Origin of the sequence: Litoreibacter sp. (assembly GCF_039974535.1) — a bacterium.
In the GTDB taxonomy this organism is placed as follows: domain Bacteria; phylum Pseudomonadota; class Alphaproteobacteria; order Rhodobacterales; family Rhodobacteraceae; genus Litoreibacter.
The window spans coordinates 412,935-437,900 of sequence record NZ_JBDWIU010000003.1; the positions used below are offsets into that span (position 1 = coordinate 412,935).

21 protein-coding genes are annotated in these 24,966 nt (G+C 56.3%); 9 read left to right on the top strand and 12 right to left on the bottom strand.

Annotated elements, in window-relative coordinates; genetic code table 11:
* Positions 1 to 26: 26 nt before the first annotated feature.
* The 5 genes from bcp to ABJN86_RS03145 all read left to right on the top strand — a co-directional run bounded on the left by bcp (position 27) and on the right by ABJN86_RS03145 (position 4,812).
* Entirely contained in the window at positions 27 to 488 is a 462-nt protein-coding gene (gene bcp, locus ABJN86_RS03125) for a thioredoxin-dependent thiol peroxidase (protein WP_348364073.1), read from the top strand.
* 2 nt (positions 489 to 490) lie between these two features.
* Entirely contained in the window at positions 491 to 1,303 is an 813-nt protein-coding gene (locus ABJN86_RS03130) for a ferritin-like domain-containing protein (protein WP_348364662.1), read from the top strand.
* Positions 1,304 to 1,476: 173 nt separating this feature from the next.
* On the top strand, positions 1,477 to 2,823 hold the full coding sequence (locus ABJN86_RS03135; RefSeq protein WP_348364072.1) for a M23 family metallopeptidase: 1,347 nt from the start codon (positions 1,477 to 1,479) through the stop codon (positions 2,821 to 2,823).
* Positions 2,813 to 3,331 carry a polymer-forming cytoskeletal protein gene (locus ABJN86_RS03140; protein ID WP_348364070.1) on the top strand — a complete coding sequence of 173 codons (519 nt, stop codon included), beginning with the start codon at positions 2,813 to 2,815 and terminating at the stop codon, positions 3,329 to 3,331. Before ABJN86_RS03135 ends, ABJN86_RS03140 begins: the two co-directional genes overlap by 11 nt.
* A 5-nt stretch (positions 3,332 to 3,336) precedes the next feature.
* On the top strand, positions 3,337 to 4,812 hold the full coding sequence (locus ABJN86_RS03145; protein WP_348364069.1) for an MFS transporter: 1,476 nt from the start codon (positions 3,337 to 3,339) through the stop codon (positions 4,810 to 4,812).
* A 9-nt stretch (positions 4,813 to 4,821) separates the two neighbouring features.
* Here ABJN86_RS03145 and prfB read toward each other — a convergent pair whose 3' ends face one another.
* The 4 genes from prfB to ABJN86_RS03165 all read right to left on the bottom strand — a co-directional run bounded on the left by prfB (position 4,822) and on the right by ABJN86_RS03165 (position 11,099).
* Positions 4,822 to 5,949, bottom strand: a complete 1,128-nt coding sequence (gene prfB, locus ABJN86_RS03150) for a peptide chain release factor 2 (protein ID WP_348364067.1) — start codon at positions 5,947 to 5,949, stop codon at positions 4,822 to 4,824.
* A 101-nt stretch (positions 5,950 to 6,050) separates the two neighbouring features.
* A complete protein-coding gene (locus ABJN86_RS03155; RefSeq protein WP_348364065.1) occupies positions 6,051 to 8,573 on the bottom strand; it encodes a penicillin-binding protein 1A in 2,523 nt (840 codons plus the stop codon).
* A 119-nt stretch (positions 8,574 to 8,692) separates the two neighbouring features.
* A complete protein-coding gene (locus ABJN86_RS03160) occupies positions 8,693 to 9,901 on the bottom strand; it encodes an N-acetylmuramoyl-L-alanine amidase (RefSeq protein ID WP_348364064.1) in 1,209 nt (402 codons plus the stop codon).
* Positions 9,902 to 9,962: 61 nt separating this feature from the next.
* Positions 9,963 to 11,099: an aminotransferase class I/II-fold pyridoxal phosphate-dependent enzyme gene (locus tag ABJN86_RS03165; RefSeq protein ID WP_348364063.1), complete on the bottom strand. Its 1,137-nt coding sequence runs from the start codon at positions 11,097 to 11,099 to the stop codon at positions 9,963 to 9,965.
* Between the two features lie 89 nt (positions 11,100 to 11,188).
* Here ABJN86_RS03165 and ABJN86_RS03170 point away from each other — a divergent pair, with 89 nt between their 5' ends.
* A complete protein-coding gene (locus ABJN86_RS03170; RefSeq protein WP_348364660.1) occupies positions 11,189 to 12,523 on the top strand; it encodes a M48 family metalloprotease in 1,335 nt (444 codons plus the stop codon).
* A 57-nt stretch (positions 12,524 to 12,580) separates the two neighbouring features.
* Here the strand turns inward: ABJN86_RS03170 and ABJN86_RS03175 are convergent, their stop codons facing one another.
* The 7 genes from ABJN86_RS03175 to purC all read right to left on the bottom strand — a co-directional run bounded on the left by ABJN86_RS03175 (position 12,581) and on the right by purC (position 21,393).
* Positions 12,581 to 15,499, bottom strand: coding sequence for an Rne/Rng family ribonuclease (locus tag ABJN86_RS03175; protein ID WP_348364062.1), 2,919 nt, complete (start codon positions 15,497 to 15,499; stop codon positions 12,581 to 12,583).
* Between the two features lie 512 nt (positions 15,500 to 16,011).
* Complete coding sequence (locus ABJN86_RS03180; RefSeq protein ID WP_348364060.1) at positions 16,012 to 17,343, bottom strand: sigma-54 dependent transcriptional regulator; 1,332 nt, start codon at positions 17,341 to 17,343, stop codon at positions 16,012 to 16,014.
* A 28-nt stretch (positions 17,344 to 17,371) separates the two neighbouring features.
* Positions 17,372 to 19,213, bottom strand: coding sequence for an ATP-binding protein (locus tag ABJN86_RS03185; RefSeq protein ID WP_348364058.1), 1,842 nt, complete (start codon positions 19,211 to 19,213; stop codon positions 17,372 to 17,374).
* A gap of 54 nt (positions 19,214 to 19,267) precedes the next feature.
* Positions 19,268 to 19,936 (bottom strand): phosphoribosylformylglycinamidine synthase subunit PurQ, encoded by a 669-nt coding sequence (gene purQ / locus ABJN86_RS03190; RefSeq protein WP_348364056.1) that lies wholly within the window; start codon positions 19,934 to 19,936, stop codon positions 19,268 to 19,270.
* A 62-nt stretch (positions 19,937 to 19,998) separates the two neighbouring features.
* A complete protein-coding gene (gene purS / locus ABJN86_RS03195; RefSeq protein WP_348364055.1) occupies positions 19,999 to 20,229 on the bottom strand; it encodes a phosphoribosylformylglycinamidine synthase subunit PurS in 231 nt (76 codons plus the stop codon).
* 2 nt (positions 20,230 to 20,231) lie between these two features.
* Positions 20,232 to 20,615 (bottom strand): ribonuclease E inhibitor RraB, encoded by a 384-nt coding sequence (locus ABJN86_RS03200; protein ID WP_348364053.1) that lies wholly within the window; start codon positions 20,613 to 20,615, stop codon positions 20,232 to 20,234.
* Positions 20,616 to 20,628: 13 nt separating this feature from the next.
* Entirely contained in the window at positions 20,629 to 21,393 is a 765-nt protein-coding gene (gene purC, locus ABJN86_RS03205; RefSeq protein WP_348364052.1) for a phosphoribosylaminoimidazolesuccinocarboxamide synthase, read from the bottom strand.
* 194 nt (positions 21,394 to 21,587) lie between these two features.
* Here purC and ABJN86_RS03210 point away from each other — a divergent pair, with 194 nt between their 5' ends.
* The 3 genes from ABJN86_RS03210 to ABJN86_RS03220 all read left to right on the top strand — a co-directional run bounded on the left by ABJN86_RS03210 (position 21,588) and on the right by ABJN86_RS03220 (position 23,813).
* Positions 21,588 to 21,902 (top strand): DUF1476 domain-containing protein, encoded by a 315-nt coding sequence (locus ABJN86_RS03210; protein ID WP_348364050.1) that lies wholly within the window; start codon positions 21,588 to 21,590, stop codon positions 21,900 to 21,902.
* A 240-nt stretch (positions 21,903 to 22,142) separates the two neighbouring features.
* Entirely contained in the window at positions 22,143 to 23,156 is a 1,014-nt protein-coding gene (bmt, locus tag ABJN86_RS03215; protein WP_348364048.1) for a betaine--homocysteine S-methyltransferase, read from the top strand.
* A 171-nt stretch (positions 23,157 to 23,327) separates the two neighbouring features.
* Positions 23,328 to 23,813 (top strand): hypothetical protein, encoded by a 486-nt coding sequence (locus tag ABJN86_RS03220; RefSeq protein ID WP_348364046.1) that lies wholly within the window; start codon positions 23,328 to 23,330, stop codon positions 23,811 to 23,813.
* A gap of 72 nt (positions 23,814 to 23,885) precedes the next feature.
* Here the strand turns inward: ABJN86_RS03220 and ABJN86_RS03225 are convergent, their stop codons facing one another.
* The gene (locus ABJN86_RS03225; RefSeq protein ID WP_348364045.1) at positions 23,886 to 24,965 is read right to left on the bottom strand and encodes a DUF1513 domain-containing protein; all 1,080 of its coding nucleotides are present in this window, start codon (positions 24,963 to 24,965) and stop codon (positions 23,886 to 23,888) included.
* Position 24,966: the final 1 nt, after the last annotated feature.

Here is a 24,966-nt window from a genome sequence, read left to right on the forward strand (position 1 = left end):
AATTCTATATCAAAGGACCAGCCCACATGTCACAGATTGGTAAGATGGCTCCGGATTTCACCCTCCCACGCGACGGGGGCGGCAGTGTGACACTCTCGGGCATGCGCCCGTCAAAGGTCGTACTTTACTTCTACCCCAAAGATTCCACTCCCGGATGCACCACGCAAGCTATTGGCTTTACCGAGCATTTACAGGCCTTTACCGACGCTGGATGTGAAATCATTGGCATTTCCAAAGACAGCGTTAAGAAACATGACAACTTCGTCAAAAAGCACTCGCTTGGCATAACTCTAGCCTCCGACGCAGATAGTGACGTCTGCGAACAATATGGCGTTTGGAAAGAAAAAAGCATGTACGGCAAGACCTTCATGGGGATTGAACGTTCAACCTTCCTCATTTCCGTCGATGGAACACTTTTGCAAGAATGGCGTAAAGTTCGCGTAAAAGATCATGTCGAAGCCGTACTCGAAGCGGTGCAAGCCCTATGAGCATGAGCTTGCGCGACATGTCGATGGAGGTGCTCTCAACCGCTGATCCCCTCAAGAAGACGGCGCTATCGCGTGAGTTTGCAAAAATCTGGCGCGACGCACGCAAAGAAGGGCAAGTCATTGATCTTGGGCAAGCCTCACCTCCCGATTACCCCGCGCGCCCACCTCAACCCGAACTTTTGGCCCCGCGCGACGTGCCTTCACGCAAACCTGGCACAGCTGAAGGACGCACCGCGATGCTGCATGCCATCGCGCATATCGAATTAAATGCAGTCGACCTTCATTGGGACATCATCGCACGTTTCGCAGACATTGATTTTCCTTTGGGGTTCTACGACGACTGGGTTCAAGCCGCCGACGATGAATCCAAACATTTCAACTTGATGGAAGACTGCCTTAAACAACGAGACAGCTTTTACGGGGCGCTGCCAGCACATGCTGGCATGTGGGCGTCAGCCGTGGATACCGCCAGCGACATCATGGGCAGATTGGCCGTTGTTCCCATGGTATTGGAAGCTCGCGGCCTTGATGTAACCCCGAGCATGTTGGCTTTGTTCAAGCAAGCGAAAGACACCGCCGCCGTAGACGCCTTGGAGGTTATTTATTCCGAGGAAGTCGCACATGTCGCCTATGGCTCAAAGTGGTTTCACTTCTTATGTGGCCGACGAAACCTAGACCCCACCCCCACGTTCCATGCGCTCGTCCGTGAATACTTCCATGGACAATTGCGCCCGCCATTCAATGAGGAAAAACGCGCCGAAGCAGGCATTGCGCCTGACTTTTATTGGCCCTTGGTGGATCAGGCCAAGCGTTAACACCCCTGAAATCGGCAAAAACCCGCCAAAAACACCAAAAAGAGCGATAGCTTGCTGCGCAACAATGCTTAATTGTTGCGCGTTTTCCCCTCAAAGTTTATGCAATGCGGACTGGCAGTCAGGTGGGGACCCTTTGTCAGTGACTACGACAGGGGAATACGGGAAGAAATACTGTGAAATCACGCCTTTTCAGCGCATTAGATCATGCACTTGAACGCAAGTTGCCTGAACAACGACTATTCCTCAAATCCGAGGATGGGACGCGGTTCATTCGCCTTCGCCCCTCATTGCAGGCCGGCGTCATTTTTGGCGCCGCAGCAATCGCCTGTTGGACATTCGTTGTCACAGCGATTTTCCTTATGGATACGATCAGCTCCGGCAACGCCCGTGAGCAAGCTCAACGCGAACGCGCGATCTATGAAGCGCGCCTGAACGCCCTATCAAGTGAACGCGATGACCGCGCCATTGAAGCCTCGGCGGCGCATGAGCGATTCTATGTCGCCTTGGAACAGATCTCCGAGATGCAATCGTCGCTTCTAGCCTCAGAGGACCGCCGCAACGAGTTGGAAACCGGCATCGAGGTCATCCAAACCACCCTACGCAAAACAATGAAGGACCGCGACGCGGCCCGCGATGAAACTGACGTTCTGACAGCGCAATTGAACGCTGGCGACAATCCTGACGCCCCCCTACTGGCCCGTGCCAAAAGCACTGACGGCTCCGTAGCATTCCTGACAGCGGCATTGGAACAGACCGCCGCAGAACGCGACCAGATCGAGCGTGACGCCCAAGACGCAATCGATGCGGCAGAGGAGTTGCGCTTTACGCTGAAGATGAATGACGACCGCAACGAGCAAATCTTCACACGTCTGGAAGAAGCCGTCACAGTCTCGTTGGAGCCATTGGACAAGATGTTCCGCGCCGCAGGTATGCCAACAGAAAGCATTCTGCGCGAAGTGCGTCGCGGCTACTCTGGCCAAGGTGGACCGCTTTTGCCTGCAACCATGTCCACGTCCGGTGGCGGCACTATTACCGACCACAGCTCCACCCGCGCGAACAAATTGCTTAAAGAGTTGGACCGGATCAACCTGTTCCGCATTGCTGCTGATAAATCTCCTGTGTCTATGCCAGTGCGTGGCAACTTCCGTTTCACCTCTCCTTTCGGCTACCGCCGCGACCCCAAAGGCGCTGGCCGTCGCATGCACGCAGGTGTTGATTTCGCCGGTTCGCGCGGCTCCCCTATCTATGCGACCGCTGACGGAGTTGTGACCCACGCAGGCTGGCAATCGGGCTACGGCAAACTTGTTAAGATAAAACATGCTTTTGGTATTGAAACCCGCTATGCCCATAACTCCACTATTCGTGTAAAAGTGGGACAAAGGGTATCGCGTGGCGACCGTATCGGTGATATGGGAGCCACTGGCCGTGTCACCGGCACCCATCTTCACTACGAGGTCCGTCTCAACGGAACTCCGGTCAACCCGATGACCTATATCAAGGCAGGACGAGATGTTTTCTAAAAGTAAAATCAACGACCCAAGCGCAAAACCAACCGAGGAAGGTGCTGCAACTGCTCCGGCTAAGCCCGCACCTGCCCCCGCTGGTGCTGCACCCAAAGGCGACTTTGCGGCATCCGCACCTCGCCCCAAAGCCCCACCGTCGACGCTATCCACAGATCTGACAATCACTGGCAACATGAAAACAACTGGCGACATTCAGGTTGAAGGCAATGTTGAAGGCGACATCCACGCCCACTTGCTGACAGTTGGAGAAACCGCTGTAATCAAGGGCGAGATCGTTGCAGACGATGTTGTCGTCAATGGCCGCATCATCGGCCGTGTCCGCGGCTTGAAAGTACGTCTGACGTCTACTGCACGTGTTGAAGGCGACATCATCCACAAGACAATCGCAATTGAAAGCGGTGCCCACTTTGAGGGTTCAGTTCAACGTCAAGATGACCCCCTGAACACTGGCGCTGTGAAAAGCAAGCCGCCCGTCAGCCCGGCTTCTGAAACACCAAAAGCCTAAAGCAGATGAGTGATACTGCGTCCTTGGAGAATTTTGATCCAAGGACGTTACCTCTTTGCGCACCTGAGCATCGTCCGTATCTTCTTGCGGCGGCGATCCTTGCATCTTCTCTTGGATTTATTGACGGCTCAATCGTGGCCATTGCCCTGCCCACTATTAGAATGTCCCTTGGTGCATCTTTGGTTGAGGCCCAGTGGATATCCAATGCCTATATGTTGACGCTCAGCGCGCTTATCCTTGTCGGTGGCGCGGCTGGTGACCGCTGTGGGCTGGCACGAGTTTTTGGCGCTGGTATTGGGGTATTCGTAATCGCCTCGTTGGCCTGTGCCTTCGCACCAACTCCAAAAATTTTGATCGTCGCGCGCGCCGTGCAGGGTTTGGGTGCTGCCTTTATGGTTCCCGGTTCGCTCGCACTCATCAGTCGCGCCTATCCAAAAGGGCAAAGGGGCAAGGCCATTGGCATATGGGCGGCCAGTGCTGCAGTGACCTCGGCGCTTGGCCCTATCATTGGTGGCGTTGCACTAACCTTTGGCGGAAGCGACGCTTGGCGATGGATTTTCGCAGTGAACCTGCCTCTCGGCGCACTGGCTCTTTATTTCTTGTTCTCAAAGCTTGATCAGGACCCCAGCCAGCCGGACCGAGGGATCGATGTACTCGGTGGGGTTATGGCCGTCTTGGCACTGGGTACACTTGCATGTGCATTAACAGCCTTTGAATATGGTAACGCATTTTCTCAAACCTCATTGGTGGCTGGTATCATAGGCCTAATACTCTTTGCTGCCTTCTTATGCATCGAGGCCAAGAGCCCCCACCCGATGATAGCCTTGTCGCTGTTTTCCAACTGGGGATTTTCAACAGCCAACCTCGCGGCATTTGGGATCTACTTCTCTTTCGCAGCAATCTTGATGTATTTGCCAATGCTGATCGTTGGCGCTTGGGGACACTCTGAGATCGCGGCGTCCGCAGCCTATGCGCCACTGTCGATCTTCATAGCACTGCTCTCTGGCAAATCAGGACGGCTTGCAGACCGCTTTGGACCAACGCCCTTGATGGTTACAGGCTCTCTGGTTCTTGCTGCCGGCTACGCGACCCTCGCCTTGGTCATTCCTACCCAAAGCTTCTGGGGCGCGGTGCTGCCAGCTATGTGTCTGCAAGGTATCGGAATGGGACTTATTGTAGCTCCACTGTCTACGGCCATCATGGGATCGGTCAGCCCCAGATCCACAGGAGCGGCATCGGGCATAAATAATGCCGTGACACGCATGTCAGCCCTTTTCGCAGTTACGATTATGGGGGGGGTTGTTGCATCCTGCTATAGCATCGCCAACGGACCTGCGACCTTTGGGGAGATCATGATTGATCCGGGCCACGCAGCGGCGTCCAACACGGCGTTCATTCGCGTCGCTTGGGGCGCATCATTGCTTTGCTTAGCATCTGCTGTGGTCTCCGCAGTGGGTGGGCGAAGCGTGGCTCGCGGCTAGGAAGCCTGCTTAATCTTCAGCCTGTGCTTCGGCGCGGGATTTACCCGACACATCCATCGCCAATGTCGCGCCCATAAACCCATCAAGATCCCCGTCCAGCACACCTTTGGTGTCAGAGGTCTCGTGGTTCGTGCGCAGATCTTTGACCATCTGGTAGGGCTGCAAGACATAGGACCTAATCTGGTTCCCCCAGCCCGCGTCTCCCTTGTTCTCATGCGCCTCGTTGATCGCGGCGTTTCTGCGATCCAGCTCCATTTGATACAGGCGCGATTTCAACGCCTTCATCGCGATGTCGCGATTCTGGTGTTGCGACTTCTCGGACGAGGTCACCACGATGCCGGTAGGTTCGTGCGTGATCCGTACGGCGGAATCGGTCGTGTTCACGTGCTGACCGCCTGCCCCAGAGGACCGGTAGGTATCGATGCGAATGTCCGAAGGGTTAACCTCAATGTCGATGTTGTCATCAACCACGGGATACACCCAAACAGACGTAAACGAGGTATGACGCTTCGCGGCACTATCGAACGGCGAGATACGGACAAGACGGTGCACCCCGCTTTCCGATTTCAACCAGCCATAAGCGTTATGCCCGCTGATCTTGTAGCCCACGGATTTAATGCCCGCCTCATCTCCATGCGAGATCGACTGCAGCTCTACCTTATAGCCACGCTTCTCGGCCCAGCGGGTGTACATGCGCGACAGCATCGACGCCCAATCGCAGCTCTCCGTGCCACCGGCACCTGCGTTGATCTCAAGGAAGGTGTCATTGGCGTCGGCCTCACCGTTCAGCAATGCCTCCAGCTCGGCGGCGGCTGCGCGCTCTTTCAGCGTTACAAGCCCCGCTTCGGCTTCGGAGACGACATCTTCGTCGTCCTCCATCTCGCCCAACTCGATTAACTCAACGTTGTCATCCAGCTCTTGCTTCATGCTCTCATAGCTGTCGATGGAATCGACCAAGGACTGACGGTCCCGCATCAACTTTTGCGCCGCCTCCGCATCGTCCCACAGGTTCGGGTCTTCCACGCGCGCGTTAAACTCTTCCAAACGGTAAGCTGCGGTTTCCCAATCCATGCGTTGGCGTAGCAAGGCCAATGATTTCTCGATGGCATCCACGTTATTTTGGGCATCCGCACGCATGGAAAAAGTCCTGTAATTCTGCTTAGATCAAGGTGATAGGCCAGAGGCCGCCGCCGCGCAAGCAGGCAACACAATGCACGTCGTCATGCCAACGAGATCGCTTAGTACAAACCACCCGCACTAAGTGTGCCGAAATTCGCGCGTTTTGGAATAACGGCCTTCTTGCCGGTCGAGGTCGTCACTTCTTGCACCGCAGTCACATCATTGTCGCCGCGCGTAAACAAGTTCAGGTTCGACCCCATCGCGAAACCACCATCGATGATAGACCCCAAACCGTAGACTGGCTCTTCACCATCACGGAAATACTCCACGACAACATGATCGCCGCTGGCGCTTTCCGGAAGGATCGCCCCCGTGAAACGGTCAATCTTCACGAAATACCCACCGGCAGGGACATCGAATTTTCCGCCACCATATTTGGCCGTCGCTTTCTTCATAAAGCGATCAAACACGGGGCCACAGGTGGTGCCACCACCTGCCCCACGGCCAAGTGCAGTTGGGCGGTCATACCCGATAAAGCACCCCGCCACGATGTTGGAGGTGAACCCCACGAACCAAACATCTTTGGCGTCATTGGTTGTGCCCGTCTTACCCGCCGTTGGAACGCTGAGATTGACGGTCCGACGTGCCGTGCCGCGTTGGACAACGCCCTGCATCATAGAGGTCAATTGGTACGCGGTGATCGCGTCCATCACCCGCTCGCGGCTGGAATTGATCGCAGGTGCGAAATTCGGGTCAAGCGACGCCAATTGGCAGTCTTCACATGTGCGCGTGTCGTGGCGGTACACAGTGCGACCCCAGCGGTCTTGCACGCGGTCCACAAGTGTCGGCTCCACGCGTTCGCCGCCATTGGCAAACATTGCATAGGCCGTGACCATCTTCATCAAGGTCGTCTCTTGCGCACCCAATGCGTTGGACAAAAACGGGTTCATGTCTTCATAGACGCCAAACCGCTCGGCGTAGCTGGCGACCGTGTCCATCCCGATTTCTTGTGCCAAACGAATGGTCATCAGGTTCCGCGATTGTTCAATCCCTGTCCGTACCGGAGAAGGGCCATAGAAACGGTTCGACGCGTTTTTCGGTCGCCACAGACCTTGCGGGGTGTTCACCTCGATCGGAGCATCCACAACGATTGTGTTTGGTGAAAACCCACTGTCCAAAGCCGCCGCATAAACGAAAGGTTTGAAACTAGAGCCGGGTTGGCGCGTTGCCTGCGTCGCACGGTTAAAGACCGAATGCTGGTAAGAGAAGCCTCCCTGCATCGCCAAAACGCGACCGGTGTTCACGTCCATCGCCATGAAGCCGCCTTGCACCTGCGGCACTTGCCGCAGAGACCATGTGCCGTCGTCACGCCCGCGCACGTGGACGACATCGCCTACATCCAGCAAGTTATCAGCATTCGACGAGGCCGAGCCAAGCCGACCTTCTTCATTCCGCGGACGCGCCCACTTAACATCAGCACCAAGGATGCTGCCAACTTCGGCTTCGCCCTCAACACCGACATTCGCGTTATTTCCGTCAAACCCAAGCACGACAGCAGCTTTCCAGCCCTCGATATCACGTGGGAAAGTCGTGTCTGACAAAGCCTCACGCCATGCGTCGCCCTCAAGCTGGTCGGCCTCGATCTTGGTCCGCACACGGTGAAAAACCCCGCGGCCACGATCATAGCTTTCCAGAGCCAGACGCAATGATTTGGCCGCCTCATCTTGCAACTCGCGGTCCACTGTCGCGCGAATTGTCAGACCACCACCGAAGAACTCGTCTTGGCCAAAGTCTTTGGAAAGTTGGCGTCGAATTTCATCGGTAAAGTAATCACGGTCCGGCAGATCGGATTTAAAGTTAGAGAAGCTGCCGCCTTGCACCGTCTCCAAAGGTTTCTCACGCGATTCAGCATACTGCTCTTCGGAGATGTAGCCATTCTCGAACATCTCACGCAGCACAAAGTTGCGGCGACCAGTTGCGCGCTCAGCTTGGCGCACAGGGTGGTAACGCGACGGGGCTTTAGGCAAGACAGCCAGATAGGCAGCTTCCTCGACATTCAACTCAGACAGGGTCTTGTTGAAATAGGTCTGCGCGGCAGCAGCAACCCCATAGCTGTTTTGACCAAGGAAAATCTCGTTCAGGTACAGCTCAAGAATTTTGTCTTTGCTCAGCGTCCCCTCAATGCGCGAGGCAAGGATCAACTCCTTGATCTTGCGCTCAGCGGAGCGGTCACCCGACAGCAAGAAGTTCTTCATCACCTGCTGCGTAATTGTTGACGCACCGCGAAGCCGCGCGCCTTGCGCAGCGTCCAACGCGGCCTTCGCCATCCCCAACGGATCATACCCTTTGTGGGTATAGAAGTACTTGTCCTCAGCCGAAATAAAAGCCTGCTTCACCATGTCCGGAATTTCGTTCGCAGGGGCGAACAAACGGCGTTCTCGCGCGAATTCATCAATCAATGCACCTTGGCCGGAATAGATGCGGCTAATGGTCGGCGGCGTGTATTGAGCAAGTTGATCCGTGTCAGGCAAATCACGCGCATACATCAAGAAAATCGCCCCGATGAGGATCGCAACCGCGACGGTTCCGATGCAAACCAGACTAAATATCGAACCGAAGAATGATAAAATCGCGCGCAGCATTAGCTATGCCCCCAAAAGCGTGTTGTATACGTATATATGTTGTGGGCGCTCCCACGTCAAAATGCTCATATGGGGAAAACAGGCCGAAAATGGCCAATTCTGATCACGTTTTTGATCCATCATTGCCGCCTCGCCGCGATTGCCTCGTCTTCAAGCACCCATTGATCCAATGCATCAACGATTCCCACAGCTGCCTGACTGCGCCAAACTTGGTCTTGCAGGCGTTCCAAATCCGTCTGCGAGGACATGAACCCCAATTCAATCAAAACGGACGGAATGTCGGGCGCTTTGAGCACAGAAAACCCAGCCTGCAACCTCGGGCGCTTGTGCAATTTGCCCAAGGTGTTCGTGAGCCCGTTAACCAAGGCTTCGGCCAAACGCTCCGTGCGCGGCGCGGTTTCGCGTCTCGCCAAGTCCATCAAGACGGTCGCGATTTGGTCATCTTGCGCCGTTAGGTCAACACCAGCCAGAATATCGCTGCGATCTTGTCGCTCAGCCAGTAGAGCCGATGCTTCGTCTGAGGCTTCCGCCGACAGCGTATAGATCGTGGTGCCTGTCGCGCGACCTTCGGCCAATGCATCTGCATGCAAAGAGATAAACACATCCGCCCCTGCAGAGCGTGCAACGGTAACTCTTTGTGGCAAAGAGATAAAACTGTCATCCTCGCGGGTCATGATGACATCGTACCGGCCTGATCGCAGCAACTGCTCACGTAATTCGCGGGCAAATTGCAGCATCAAATCAGCCTCATCCACGCCGGAGCGTTGCGCGCCGGGATCAACACCCCCGTGCCCCGGATCGACCACGATCATCTTTCGCAGATTGCCCACTTCAGCGGCCGCCCCCTGCTCCCAACCGGATAGTGCCGCAATGTCTGTCGCGGCTTTGGCCTCGAATTCTGTTTCACTGACAGGCGCCAGCCCCACGGTGATCACCGCGTCCCCGTCCTGAGGGTTCGGCACCATACCCGCTTTGCTCACCAACATCGGCTCTGCCAATTCCATGACCAACCGTGACCAACCATCGCGGATCACGCCTGCCCGCAATTGTGTCACTCGATCAGATCGATCTAACCCTTGCAGGTCCGCCTCAAAAGCGACTTCCCGAAAATCCAGCGCGATGCGCATTGGATTGTCCAGCACTTGCAGCCGGTAGGGCACGGCCTGCGTCAACGCCAGCGACAATGTTGTAGCGCCGCGACTGTCCTCCACGACGGAGGCCCCCATATCAACACGGGCCAGCGCACGCAGATCCTGCGAGGTCGCATCTGAGGCTCCCCCTGCGTAAAACAAGGACGCCGCAACTAATGATGAGATCAGCCTGCTCATGACCGCCTTTATTCTTTTGCGCGAACCCTAACAGGATTCCCTATTTGAACGAAGAGATGAATTACCCGCGTTTGCCCATGTATTCGGTCAACCGACGAAGCCCCTCCACGATATCCTCAGTCGCACGCGCATAGGAGAAGCGAAGCGTGGTGTGACCGCGTACCGGATCGAAATCCAAACCTGGTGTTACAGCAACACCAGCTTGCTCCAAAATCTCAGCCGCAAAGGCGAGGCTGTCTTGCGACAGATCTGAGATATCAGCGTAAACGTAAAACGCCCCGTCAGGTGGTGCAATCTTGTCGAAGCCCGCCTTTGGCAGGCCCTCCAACATCAACCTGCGGTTCTCACGGTACACATCCAACATCGCCTCGGTCTCGTCTCGAGCCTGTAGCGCACCAAGGGCCGCAATCTGGGCAGCATGTGGGGCGCAAATGAACATGTTCTGGGCCAAGCGCTCAATCCGGCGAATGTGGTCTTCGGGCACAATCATCCAGCCCAACCGCCACCCCGTCATGGAGAAATACTTGGAGAAAGAGTTGATCACATAGACGTCGTCAGACAGCTCCAGCGCTGACACCGCACGGCCCTCATATTGCACGCCGTGGTAGATCTCATCCGATATAAACGCCGTGTCGTTCGCCTGACATTTCGAGATCAACGCGTCCAAATCGTCTTTGGAGAGCATCGTGCCCGTCGGATTGGCAGGCGAGGCCACGATGAACCCTGCTAACTGCGCGTCCGGCAATTGCGGGACATGTCGATCAGCCGCGTGGGTTGGGATCGCATGTGGGGTCAAGCTAAGCGACTTTAATATTTGGCGGTAAGACGGATACCCCGGCTCGGTCACCCCCACGGCCTCCCCCGCCTCGAACAACGCGGTGAATGCCAAAACAAATGCCGCAGAGGATCCCGCCGTAACCACAACCCGCGCGGGGTCCAGATCAACGCCGTACCAATCCATGTACAGCTTAGCGATCCCTGCCCGTAACTCCGGCAGCCCCAAGGCCACCGTGTAGCCAAGTGCGTCTTGCTCCATCGCTTGGGCCAAGGCGGCCCGCGCGGCCGTGGGCGCAGGAGTTCCCGGCTGCCCAACTTCCATGTGAATAATAGAGCGGCCAGCGTCTTCCAAACGTCGCGCCTGCTCCATCACATCCATTACAATGAAGGCATCGACGTCGCCACGGGTTGAACTTCGCATGATATGCTCGCAGAATTGAGATGTTTCACGCTTCAAACCAGTCCCTGCCGTCAGGGTCAATCGCTTGAAAGGGCCAACCCTTGAAACTTATGCGTCTAATTCTTGTGGTGTTGGGCACCTGCATCGCATTCACTCCGGTGCATGCGATGGGGTTGATCCGCGACGCCGAGATCGAGCAAGCCCTTCGCCAGTTGGCCAAACCCGTTTTGCGCTCTGCCGGATTTGGCTCAAGTCGCATTCGGATATTGATCATTAACAACCCGACTTTGAACGCCTTTGTCATAGACGCAAATCACGTGTTTATTCACTCCGGCCTCATTATGAAACTGCACCGGCCCGAAGCCCTTCAAGCCGTCATTGCGCATGAATTGGCCCATATCGCCAATGGTCACCTCACGCGCCGAGCGACCAATGCACGTGTCGCGGGCCGTGTTACGGCTATTGGTCTGGCCCTTGCCGCCGCCGCCGCCGTCAGTGGAAATGGCCAAGCCGCCGCAGGGCTGGCAGCGGGCACCAGCAGTTCTGCAGCACGCCGTTTCTTTGCGCACACACGGTCTGAGGAATCCTCCGCCGATCAATCTGCGCTTCGCTATATGGCCAGCGCAGGAGTTGATCCCGAAGCGATGACAGACGTTCTGGAGCTGTTCAGAGGCCAAGAAGCCCTGCGCCCCGGCCGCCAAGATCCCTACACTCGAACACACCCGTTAACCCAAGATCGGCTGCGGGCAGTAAAAGGATATGTCGCGGGCTTTAAGAGCCGCACCAAACCCACCACACCAGAAGCAAAATACTGGTACGGGCGCATGAGCGCCAAGTTAAGCGGCTTTTTGCGCAACCCGCGCTACGTGCTCAGGCGCACCGAAAGCAAAGGCAACGGCGAAATTGCAATCCTGCGCCGCGCCATTGCGTATCACCGCACCCCCGACCTGAAGAAAGCAACGAAAGAGCTGAATGCCCTTTTGAAGATCCGCCCGCGTGATCCGTATTATCATGAACTCAAGGGGCAAATCCTTCTGGAGGGTCGGCAATTTGGCGGCGCGGTTGCAGCTTACCGGCAAGCCCTAGCACTCGCCCCCCGTGAGCCATTGATTGAAGCGGGATTGGGTCGTGCATTGTTGGCGGAAGGGTCGCGTGGGGCCACACAACAAGCCCTGAAAATTTTGATCAATGCACGCTCTCGCGACCCGGGTGATCCACAAATTTTGCGCAACTTGGCCGTCGCCTATGCAAAGAACGGACAGAATGCGCAGGCCTCCGTGGCGACGGCCGAACGCTATTCCATCCTAGGCCGCCACAAAGATGCAAGCGTCCATGCCAAACGCGCATTGGGGGTGCTGCCTCGCGGCTCCTCTGGTTGGTTAAGGGCACAGGACGTTTTGGCCGCCTCACAGGTCGCCACAAGTTCCAAACGCAAAAGACGGTAATCAACGAAAAAGGCCGGGCAATAAACCCGGCCTTTTCAATGAGATATGATCTGAACCTTAGCGGCCCAATGACCACCAGCCTTTGCGTTTCGGCTTTTCAGTCTCGGCAGGCTCGGCAGCAGCTGCCTCAACTTCAGGCGCAACCGGTTTTGACACACGAGTGCGCTTCCGCTTGGGCTTTGGCGCTTCTTCTTCAACCGCCGGCGCTTCCACCACGGCAGCTTCCGGTGTTGCTTCCACGAGAGCAGGTGCGACCTCGGCCTTGGCTTTCTCAGGCTTTGCCTTAGACGCGGAAGACTTGCGGGTGCGGGTCTTCTTTGGCTTCTCTTCAACCGCAGCTTCAGGTGCTTCTGCCGCGGGGGCTTCTGCAGTAGGAGCTTCGTCAGTGGCCGGAGCCGTTTCAACAGTGGCCGCTTTCTTTGAGCGCGACCGTGTGCGTGTTTTCTTAGGCTTCTCTTCCACAGCCGCTTCCGGCGCAGGAACCTCCTCAGCAACAACGTCAGCAGTCGCGGCATCTTCGGCTTTCGCCTTGGAGCGCGAACGACTGCGGCTACGGGGTTTGGGCTTCGGCTTCTCTTCCGCCTCGGATGCGACGTCCTTAGGAGCTTCCGCATCGTCAGCCGTCTCGGTAGGTGATGTGGTCTCTACCGGAGTAGCGTCATCCGCCTTTGTCTCGCCTTCGGTAGCAGGAGCGTCCTCAGCAGATGCCCCCTCTTCCGCACGTTGAGCCGCAGACTTGGAACGGCCACGGCCACCACGACGACGACGGCGCTTTTTCTTCTTCGGGTTGCCGTTCTCGTCAAGCTCTTGCTCAGGCGCTTTGGCTTCAACCACCTCTTCTTCGGCCTCGACCTCGGCCTCGTCTTCCATCTCGTCGATGTCAGACATGTCGATGCTGTCCATGGACACCACATTCGCCGCAACCGGATTGATCACGCGAGTGGCAGTTTTGAACTTCTCGATGGTGTAGTCGGGGCTGACCAAATGCGCGTCCGCTTCCAAACGCACCGCCATGTTGTAGCGGTTCTCGATTTGGGCCAGATGCTCGCGCTTTTCGTTCATCAGGTAGTTGATGACCGCAATCGGCGCTTTCAGCAGAACTTCTTTGGAGCGCTTGCGCGTCCCTTCCTCTTCCAACTGGCGCAGGATCGTAAGCGCAAGGCTGTCATCAGAACGGATCAATCCTGTGCCGTGGCACGATGGGCAAGGCTGTGTGGTGGCCTCAAGCATGCCCGGACGCAGACGTTGACGCGACATTTCCAGCAGGCCAAAGCCCGAGATGCGGCCAACTTGGATGCGGGCGCGGTCGGTTTTCAGCTTGTCTTTGAGCAGCTTCTCAACGGCGTTGTTGTTGCGGCGCTCGTCCATGTCGATGAAGTCGATGACGATCAAACCAGCCAAGTCACGCAAGCGCGCCTGACGCGCCACTTCAGCGGCAGCCTCGAGGTTGGTTTTCAACGCCGTCTGCTCAATCGAGCCTTCTTTCGTCGCACGGCCAGAGTTCACATCCACCGCAACCAAGGCTTCCGTCGTGTCGATCACGATGTAGCCGCCTGATGGCAGTTGCACGGTTGGGTTGAACATGCCCGACAGGTAGCTTTCCACCTGATAGCGCGCGAATAGCGGCATCGGGTCGGTGTAGCGTTTCACGTTTTTGGCGTGGGACGGCATGATCATCTTCATGAAGTCCTTGGCAACGCGGTAGCCCGCATCCCCTTCGATGATCACTTCGTCGATCTCTTTGTTGTAGAGGTCGCGAATAGAGCGCTTTATCAGGTCGCCTTCCTCATAAATCTGCGCCGGTGCGATGGACTTCAGGGTCAATTCGCGAACCTGCTCCCATTGGCGTTGCAGATATTCGTAGTCGCGCTTGATCTCGGTTTTGGTGCGTTGCGACCCAGCAGTGCGCACAATCAGACCCGCGCCCAAGGGCACGTCGATTTCATTGGCGATTTCTTTAAGTTTCTTGCGGTCGGCTGGGTTGGTGATCTTGCGTGAAATGCCACCGCCGCGTGCGGTGTTCGGCATCAAGACGCAGTAGCGACCTGCAAGCGACAGGTAAGTTGTGAGGGCCGCACCTTTGTTGCCGCGCTCTTCTTTGACAACCTGAACCAGCAGGATCTGGCGAACTTTGATAACTTCTTGGATTTTGTAACGCTTGGCGCGTGGTTTGCGAGGTTGGCGAATTTCTTCGGTGACGTCTTCTTGCGCGACGCTCTCGATGTTTTCGTCTTTCTCGGAGGCAGGGGTTTCCTCTTCCTCGTCGTCATCGTTGCTTTCAGCATCAGCATCAGCGTCTAAATCGACAACATCCATACCTGGGATAGCGGCTTTAGCCACTTCTTCGGAAGACAGCGTTTCTTCGGCCACGGCGGGAGCTTCGTCTGCTGCGGGCGCGGCTTCAGTTTGAGTTGCGTCCTCTGCTTCAGCCTCAACCTCGACAACAGTTTCAACTTGCGGCGCAGCTTCAACTTGCGGCGCAGTTTCAACAGAACCCGCATCAACGGAGGCTTCAGCAACGGGTGCCTCAGCGCCCTCAGCAAGTGTCACAGCCGCATCTTCGACGGGCTCTTTCACTTCTTCAGTGACCACCGCATCGTTGTTCTTAGACTTTTGCGACCGCGAGCGAGACCGCGAACGAGACCGTGACTTCTTCGGCTTCTCGTCTTCTTCAGCCTGCAAGCGGGCGTATTCCAGTTCCTCGTCGATCAGCGCCTGACGGTCTGCCATCGGGATCTGGTAGTAGTCGGGGTGAATTTCCGAATAGGCGAGGAAGCCATGACGGTTCCCGCCATAGTCCACAAACGCCGCCTGAAGCGAAGGCTCCACACGCGTTACTTTTGCCAAATAGATATTGCCAGCTAGCTGGCGTTTGTTTTCCGATTCAAAGTCAAACTCGTCAACTTTGTTTCCGTCTGCCACCACAACGCGGGTCTCTTCCGCGTGGGTGGCGTCGATAAGCATTTTCTTAGCCATGTTTTCCGATTGCATCCGGCCAAAACACTAGGCGCCCCAGGAGGCGCGTTGGGTCTGGAGGGATGTCTTGTTTGGGCGAGAGTGGACACAGATAGCTGCAACGCGGTGCGCGACGCGGGTGAACCCACGTCAATCCGTCCGTTGCTATGCCTGTCGCGTCTCATCGCGTTCTTGTCTCCGACGCTGGCCACAAATTCGGTGGCGAGGGCCTTACGAATGGTGCCACGGCGCGTTTTGCGAGCCAGCGGCTATGGCCCCTAAGGGCCGTAATCCTGCGGTGCTTAAGCTCGTTTTGTCCTTCGAGCATTGCGGCAGTGAAACTCTAACCGGTCCAATGCGCCGACTTGGGGCACCGGACCGTCCTTCACACATAGTATTGTTTGCATGTAGATTACAATGAGCAATCGCTTCTCATTGTGGATAAGTCTGTTTTGGGAGCTATCAATTGGCCCCCTGCCCCCACCAACTCGTGCCGCTGGGGGCTGCGATCTATTCCATGGCCTCGTGCAAATTCACACGTAATCCGCCCGTTGCAATCCGTATTTCGCCATCTTTTCATTCAATGTCCGGCGCGGCAGGCACAACTCCTCCATCACAGACGCAATAGAGCCCTTGTGCCGACGCATCGTGTTGTCGATCAACATCCGCTCGAACGCTTCGACGTATTCCTTCAACGGCTTGCCTTCCGTGGTGACCACCGGCCCCATCTCGGAGTTATCCGCCATCAACAGCGACGCGATCGACCCAGAGCCACGGCGGTTTTGCAGCACAGCGCGCTCTGCCACGTTGATCAGTTGGCGCACGTTGCCCGGCCAAGGGGCTTGCAACAGCTGTGCTGCCTCTTGTGCGGAGACCTCCGGCGCGTCGGAGCCATACTCCTCCCCGAATTGCTCCCCGAAGCGGTTGAACAGGGTCAAGATGTCCTCCCCACGTTGGCGCAGGGGTGGGATCGTGATTTTCATGGCCGCAAGACGATAGAACAAGTCAGCGCGGATCAGGTCCTCACAGGTCTTGCCCTGCTCTTGGGTGTTGCAAATCGCAATGATCCGCGTCTCGGCTGGAGTTCCTTGCTCATTTATCACCTGCAACAAGCGGGCTTGTAGCGTTTCCGGCAGCGCCTCGATGTCTTCCAAGACCAATGTGCCGCCACGAGCTTGCTCTATGAGCGGCAGCTCCTCCCCCTCGTCTACGGGGTCGAACAACTTGCTGGACAGAGCCACCTCATCAAACGCGGCGCAGCTTAAGGTGACAAATTTTTTGCCCGCACGTGGGCCAACCGCATGCAGGGCATGGGCCGTCAACGTCTTGCCTGATCCGGTTTCGCCGTCGATCAGAACATGGCCGTCCGCCTGACCTAAATCCAAGATGTCTTCACGAAGACGATCCATCAATGGCGACGACCCGATCAGCTTCTTCATCAAAGCCGCCCCATCCGACAATTCACGGCGCAACGCGCGATTGTCCAAGGTCAGACGCCGCGAAATCGTCGCCCGTTTTGCAAGCTGGGTCATCTTATCCGGGTTGAACGGCTTCTCAAGGAAATCAAAGGCACCGACTCGCATAGCCTCAACCGCCATAGGCACATCACCGTGACCCGTTATCATGATAACCGGCAAAGCGCTGTCTTGGCTCATCAATCGCTTGAGAAACTGCATTCCGTCCATGCCCGGCATTTTGATGTCGCTGACCACGATACCCGGATAATCGTTGCCGATCCCCTTCAACGCATCTTCGGCGCTGGAAAAGGTTTCAGTGTCATAGCCCGATAAGGCCAGCCACTGTGAGATCGATTGACGCATGTCCTGTTCGTCATCAACAATTGCGATTTTCAATGCGTTGGCCATGTGTAGGCTCCTTTTTAGTTTTATGCGCCTATTCGGCGGCCTCAACTTTAACGTCGGAGGCGGGTAATTCTGTCGGTGGGGTTGTTTTGATCGGCTCATGGCCGAGGATAGGCAATTGGACCTCGAAAACCGCGCCCCCTGCCTGCCCGTTGCGGGCTGTTAGCCGCCCGCCCAAGTCCGAAACGATGCCAGACGAGATTGCAAGTCCCAGTCCAACGCCATCGCCCGGCTGTTTTGTCGTATAGAACGGCTCGAACAACTCGTCCAAGTTATCCAGCCCTTCGCCGTTGTCACGCACGCTAAGCACTGCGGTCTCACCCGAATTCAGCAAGATTTCCACCTGCGGCCTTTCTGCTATTTTGGTCGCATCAAGCGCGTTGCGAAACAGGTTAATGATCACCTGCTCGAGCCGCACCCGGTCCCCAAGCACCAACACAGGATCATCAGGCAAGGTTGACACAACCCGAACGTCACCACGCTTCAACTGCGGCTCCATCATCGACAAAGATCCACGAACCGCGTCTCTTAGGTCAACCTGCTCAAGATCATCGCCACCTTTGCGTGCATAAGATTTTAGCTGACGGGTGATTGCCCCCATGCGGTCGATCAGGTCATCAATCCGTTGAAAGGATGCCTGTGCCTCATCGGGACGTCGGCGGCTCAGCAGCAACTTTGCCCCCGCCAAATAAGTTTTCATCGCCGCCAAAGGTTGGTTCAACTCATGGCTTACCGCTGCGGACATTTCACCCAATGCTGCGAGTTTTTGCGATTGGGCCAAGGATTGCTCCGCCACCTCAAGGTTCTTTTGCACCTTTTGACGTTCCGCGATCTCGCGGGACAAGCGTAGGTTCAACGCACGAAGCTCCTCGCTTTCGCGGCGGAAGAACCCAACTTGGGACTGCGCACGGCGCGACAGGACATAGAAAGTCAGCGCGAGCAGAATGGCAAAGGCCATGATTTCAATCGCCAACACCCCGTTCACACGTTCGCGCACGCTAGCGAACGTTGAATATGATGTAATTCGCCAGCCACGAAACGGAATGCGTCCCACCATTTCCATCACAGCCTCACCGCGGAAGTAAGCGTCTGGCTGATCAATGTCGAACAAACCACCCGTTGCCTCAAAGGCGCGCCGCAATGCACTGTTCGGCGTTTGATGTTCAAGCGCCTCCTCGATGCCAAGCCCGCGCCATCGAGGGTCCGTTGCGATCACGATTTGCCCCTCGGAGTTGGCCACCAGAACCGCTTCGGACGGCGACCGCCAGCGGGTCTCGAACTGGCGCAGATCAACGTCGACGACGATCACACCCAATCCCTGTTTTTCGGACTCAATCCGGCGTGCATAGGTGAATTTATAAGCGCCACTTTCCAACTGCGTCTCATTAAACACGGTATCATTGGTCCGCAGCGCGTCCACAAAGTAGTGCGAATTGCGAAACACCGCACCTAGCTCATTGCGATCAGATGAGGCAACAACGACCCCGCCACTGTCCAACAACCGCAATCCAGCCGCGCCAATTTCCTCGGAGAACGAGATCAAGCGACGCGAGGTTGCGGAAAAATCATTCGAGTTCAACGCCGCGATCATAATCGGGTCGCGCGACAACAACAGCGGCACCACGCGGTTGCGTTGCAGCTCCGAGGTTATGGCGTTCGAATACAGAGCAAGCCGGATTTCACCACGAGTACGGGTGGTCTCGGTAAACCTGTCGGTCAACCACAGGTTCGATATCCAGATGATTCCAACCGCAAGTACGATTAGCCCCGACACGACGCCACGCACCAACCACTTCGCCCGAAGGCGTGTGCGGCGTAAGTGTCGCGTCACTGGTTTTGCGTCAGTTTCGCCAAGGGGCGGAGTGGTCTTCATGCCGCATAAACTATGTCAGCACTCAGATACTCTCAAGCTCACCCCTCGTCAGAGCTATGCCAGCGCCAGAACTTGGGTCAAAGACTTGAACAAGCCCTGCCCATCTGTGCCGCCATGCACCGGATCACAGGCGCGCTCTGGGTGGGGCATCATCCCCAAAACACGACGATTTTCACTTAAAATGCCAGCAATATCGTCCGTGGAACCATTTGGATTGCCAACGTAGCTGAACGCCACGCGGTCTTCACCACGCAAGCGAGCGGCCAATTCGGCATCGGCGGAAAAGTTCCCATCATGGTGTGCAATAGGCACTGTGATCTGCGCATCTTTCGCATAAGCGTTGGTGAACGGGCTGTCGGCTGTGTCCACGCGCAGCACCTGCTCGCGGCATACGAACTTCAACGCCGCGTTGCGCATCAACACACCAGGCAACAGGCCCGTTTCACAAAGAACCTGAAAGCCATTGCAAAAGCCCAGCACATGGCCGCCCTTGTTTGCATACTCCACCACCACGCGGCAAATCGGGGACTGCGCCGCGATCGCGCCGCACCGCAGGTAGTCACCAAAGGAGAACCCGCCCGGGATGCCAATGACATCCATGCCTTGAGGCAGGGATGTGTCCTTATGCCAAACCATGGAAACCTCAAAGCCCGCTTGGCGGAACCCTTCGGCAAGATCACGGTCGCAGTTGGACCCGGGGAAGACGATGACAGCAGCTTTCATGGCAGAGCGGTCCTTTAGCTTAGAAAATCAGTGGTGCGGCCCCAAGATGGCGGCCGCGCGCATTAGGTCAATTCGACCGAATAGCTCTCGATAACAGTGTTCGCGAGCAGCTTCTCACACATATCGTTCACAGTCGCCTCACTGGTGCCATCGGCCAAATCCAGTTCGATAACCTTGCCTTGGCGAACGCCATCAACGCCCTCAAAGCCCAGCGTTCCAAGCGCGTGACGGATCGCTTCGCCTTGTGGATCGAGCACCCCGTTTTTCAACGTAATATGGACGCGTGCTTTCATGGTCATAGCTCCTCAGCCTTCAAGACGGCGCATTCCCAGCCGTCATATTCCCAGCCCATGCGTTCTAGGTCGTCGCGCAGGCCTTCAGTCAATGTGTTAAAGTCGTCGTCGGCCACAGCGGCATAATGCTCACCAAGGACGCCGTTTCTGTATTGCGTCTCTGAGACCTCAAAGCCCGCCTGTGCGTACAGATCCATAACGCGGTCCATGCCTGCGGCAACTTCGCCGCGCATTGGGTAGGCAAGATGGCGCACGTGACGCTCAAGCGTGCCATCGTCCCCGCGCTCAGCTATTTGATCCAGAACCAGCTTATTCGCCTGCACGCTGCCAATCATGACCGGTTTTCGAAACCGTTTCACGAGAGAAGTGAGCAAACGAAGAAGCATGGACCGTTATCCTCTAGTTGATCAAAGTGGGCTTGCCACCCGTGGGCGCATTGTTCGTTGGAAGCACCCCAAGGCGGCGCGCCACCTCGGTGTAGGCATCCGCCAAATTGCCAAGATCGCGGCGGAACACATCTTTATCCAGCTTCTCACCGGTTTCAATGTCCCACAAACGGCAGCTGTCTGGGCTAATCTCATCGGCCACGATCAGCCGCTGGAAATCGCCATCAAACTGACGGCCAATCTCAATCTTAAAGTCGATCAGCTTGATGCCAACGCCAAACATAACCCCGGACATGAAGTCGTTAACCCGCAGGGCGAGTGCTACGATATCATCCAGATCTTGCTGGCTCGCCCACCCGAGGGCGATGACATATTCCTCGGGCACCAATGGATCACCGAGTGAATCGTCTTTGTACGAGAACTCAACAATCGGGCGCGGCAGCATTGTGCCCTCTTCCATGCCCAAACGTTTCGCCATGGAGCCCGCCGCATAGTTGCGAACGATCACTTCCAACGGCACGATCTCAACGGCGCGGATCAGCTGCTCACGCATGTTCAAGCGTTTGATGAAATGCGTGGGAACGCCAATTTGGGCCAAGCCTGTCATGAAAAACTCGCTCAAGCGGTTGTTCAAAACACCTTTGCCCTCGATGATTCCATGCTTTTCGGCGTTGTTTGCTGTGGCATCATCTTTGAAATATTGCACCAAGGTTCCCGGTTCTGGGCCTTCATACAATGTCTTAGCTTTACCTTCGTATATCTTCTTACCGCGTGCCATTGGCGTCTCCTGTGGCGCGGCGTCCCGCGCAGGGTCGGGACTCACGCCCCTCGTTGACGCAGCCTATACGTCACCCGCGTGGGTCAGACAAGCTATCGCGATTGCATCACAGCGCCTTGCAGATGCGCCCCCCCCTTGCACCAAGCCAAAAGCATGGGCATATCAGGGGCAACTAACACTCACAGGAGCCTCCAATGACCACGTTTGACGATCGCGAAAATGCCTTCGAGAGCAAATTTGCCCATGATGCTGAAATGCAGTTCAAAGCAGAAGCTCGTCGCAACAAGCTTTTGGGCCTTTGGGCCGCTGACCTGCTGGGCAAGTCAGGTGATGACGCCGATGACTACGCCAAAGAAGTGGTTCGCGCTGATTTTGAAGAAGCAGGCGACGAAGATGTTTACCGCAAATTATCGGGCGATCTGGGCGACAAAGCCTCTGAGGAGGTCATCCGCGCTAAGATGGCGGAACTTGCAGCTGAAGCCAAAGCACAATTGATGGGCGAGAGCTAAGCCCCCTCTATACATATTCGGGCCGCCGATTGATTGCGGCGGCCCTCTCCCCTGCAGGCTGTGAAGCCAACGCCTATAAACTGGCTTCATACTTAAGGTCTTGATCGCGCAAGCCTCATATAGCCACGAAAACCATGTCCCAAAGCTCATGATCATTATGATAATTATCAATTTGATTCATCTAAGGGTGCGTGACAGTAAATGTCTTTGACTGACTCCGTTTCATGACAGGACACCCCAATGGGCACTACTAACGCACTCACACGCCTTCTTGCCGAACGCGATTGGATTCTCGCAGATGGCGCCACGGGGACGCAATTGTTCAACATGGGGCTGAGCGCCGGCGACGCACCTGAACTTTGGAACGCAGATCACCCTGAACGTATTCACAAACTGTATAGCGATGCGGTTAACGCTGGCTCTGACCTGTTTCTGACCAACACTTTTGGCGGTAACGCCTCACGTATGAAGCTACACGATTCACAGGACCGCGTGTTTGAATTGAACCGCCTTGGGGCTGAGATCGGCCGCGAAGTTGCTGATGCTTCGGGCCGTACAATTGTAGTCGCGGGGTCCATGGGGCCTACAGGCGATATCATGGTGCCGATGGGCACACTCACCTACGAAACCGCGGTGGAGATGTTCCACGAGCAAGCCGAAGGCCTAAAAGCCGGTGGTGCTGATGTACTGTGGTCCGAGACGATCTCGGCCCCAGAAGAATTGAAAGCGGCCTCAGAGGCTGCGAAACTTGCCGACATGCCTTGGTGTGGCACCATGAGTTTTGACACGGCTGGGCGCACAATGATGGGCGTGACCTCTGCCGATCTGACAAAGCTGGTAGGCCGTTTGCCACAAACGCCGGTGGCCTTTGGTGCAAACTGTGGGGTCGGCTCGTCTGACCAGTTGCGTACGGTGCTGGGCTTTAAGGGCACGGATATCCCGATCGCGTCCAAAGGCAATGCAGGCATCCCCAAATACCAAGAAGGCAGCATTCTTTATGATGGCACGCCAGAGTTGATGGCCGAATACGCCTGCCTTGCGCGCGATGCGGGTGCAGCCATCATCGGAGGATGCTGTGGCACAACTCCAGTGCACCTACGCGCAATGCGTACCGCCTTGGAAACCCGCCCACGCGGCGAGCGCCCGACTTTGGAACAGGTCTCCCAAAAGCTTGGTGGTTTCTCATCTGAGAGTGACGGCACCGATGGCGCAGGTCCCGCTGCCCGCGTCACCCGCCGCCGCGCCCGCGCATAGGTTTGCTGCTGGACGCCAGGCAGTTTTGAGCTTGGCGTCATAAACGGACCCCTGTGGTAGAGCGGCCCCTGACTTGAGGGGCTGCTAACAAAACACCGCCATATCTTTTATCAGGCACGTGGTTATTGTGCAGTGGCAATAGCCTCCTCAGGCGCCAATACTGATGAATATATGAAGCATGATTTGATTGATGAACTTCAGGCGCAGATTGATACCCTATGGGCAAAAGCCGAATTGGGTGAGGCAATTACGCTCAGTAGAGTCCGCTTGGACGACGGGTCCACTCATGTCGAAATCGTAGCTGGCCGATTAGATATTGTTGGCACAGAACGTGGCAGAGAGACCATGAGAAAAGCGTCTCTATCCCTAACCGAGGCCAGCCATTTTTATCTATTCGACATGGCCGTGTGGCATGCTCAACAAAGAGAACTCAGAGAGCGAAAGCCACCTGAGAATGCACCCCTCATCCGAAATGGCGCTACAGATGATGGTTATTCTCGTTGGAATTGGATGGCGCCAGCAATCGAAACTATGGGGCGAATAGATCCAGATTTAGGCGACTGGGCGATGAGGTATTACTCAAAGGCAATACGCAACTCCCAGCTGAGCGATTACGAGAAAAGAAACGCTAAATGGCCACTTCCACCGATGCTTTAACGGGTCTCGCACTGTCGCTGTTAACCTAGCTGACCGTTGTGATCTTTACTGGATATGGCTCGTTGATCGCGGTCAGATTTTGACCAAGTGATTATCCCACATCAAATCAGTCTGGGCCTTGTGTATTGAGGTAACGCCTTGCAATCGCCGCATCTCCCCGCCCCCTGTTGTGGCTGCGAAATGCCGCCCTACGGTGGCGACCCCGCAGACATCTTCCATTTGCGTCGCAGCTACCAATTGGCCCGCGTCGACATCATAGAGCTGCAATACGCCACCACGCGGTGACGTGACCGCAACCCTGTCTCCCGCAGATGAGAACGCGATGCTGCCTATGTAGCCGTCCATCCCACGCGTTTCTGCCTCATCGGCCCACAGTAGCTTCGCCGTCGTGCCGCGTTGATGCACCCCGACCAAGGCGCTCGGGTGCCCATCACCTTGCCACTGCATCCCGAACCCGACCATCCCATCACCACGAACCGCGAGATGCCTGATGGAGTTCTTGCGCATATTTGCAGGCAACTGGGCGACCTCAACCACCTGCCCGCTGTCGATGTAGGCAAGGTTGGGCTGCATGGTCGCGATGTTGAGCTTCGTGCGCCCAGAATCCGGATGCGTATCAATCCCGCCATTTGCAACGACCAAAACGTCCGATCCGGGCAACCGCTTGATGTCGTGAGGGCCGATCCCCCCGCTATCCCATTCGCCGATGCGTCTGTATCCGTTTCGCACGTCCCACAGGCCAACACGCCCCGCGCCTGCTTCATAGTCGTTCTCGGTTGTGAACAACACGCTGCCGTCCGATGAGAACGCCCCGTGACCATAGAAATGCCGCCCCTCGGGGGAGGTCAACATCGCCACTTGCGCCCCATTGCGGCAATCGATCACCACGGCAAAGGTGCCAGGGCGGCGCGCAAAGGCGACGGCTTCAGGACGCATCGGATGTGCAGCGGCGGCATGCCCACGAGCGGGCAGCGGCAATTCGAACCGGACAGTCAGGTCGTCGCCAATCCCGCACAAGACATAAGAGCCATCAAGCCCTGCAGCCGCAGATAGAAACGACGGCGACCCCGCGTCCGCCCATGTGGGTCTGGGAATGACACCCGCGGCAAGCAATCCGCCCAAGAATTTCCGGCGCCCTTTGGATGGTGCCATA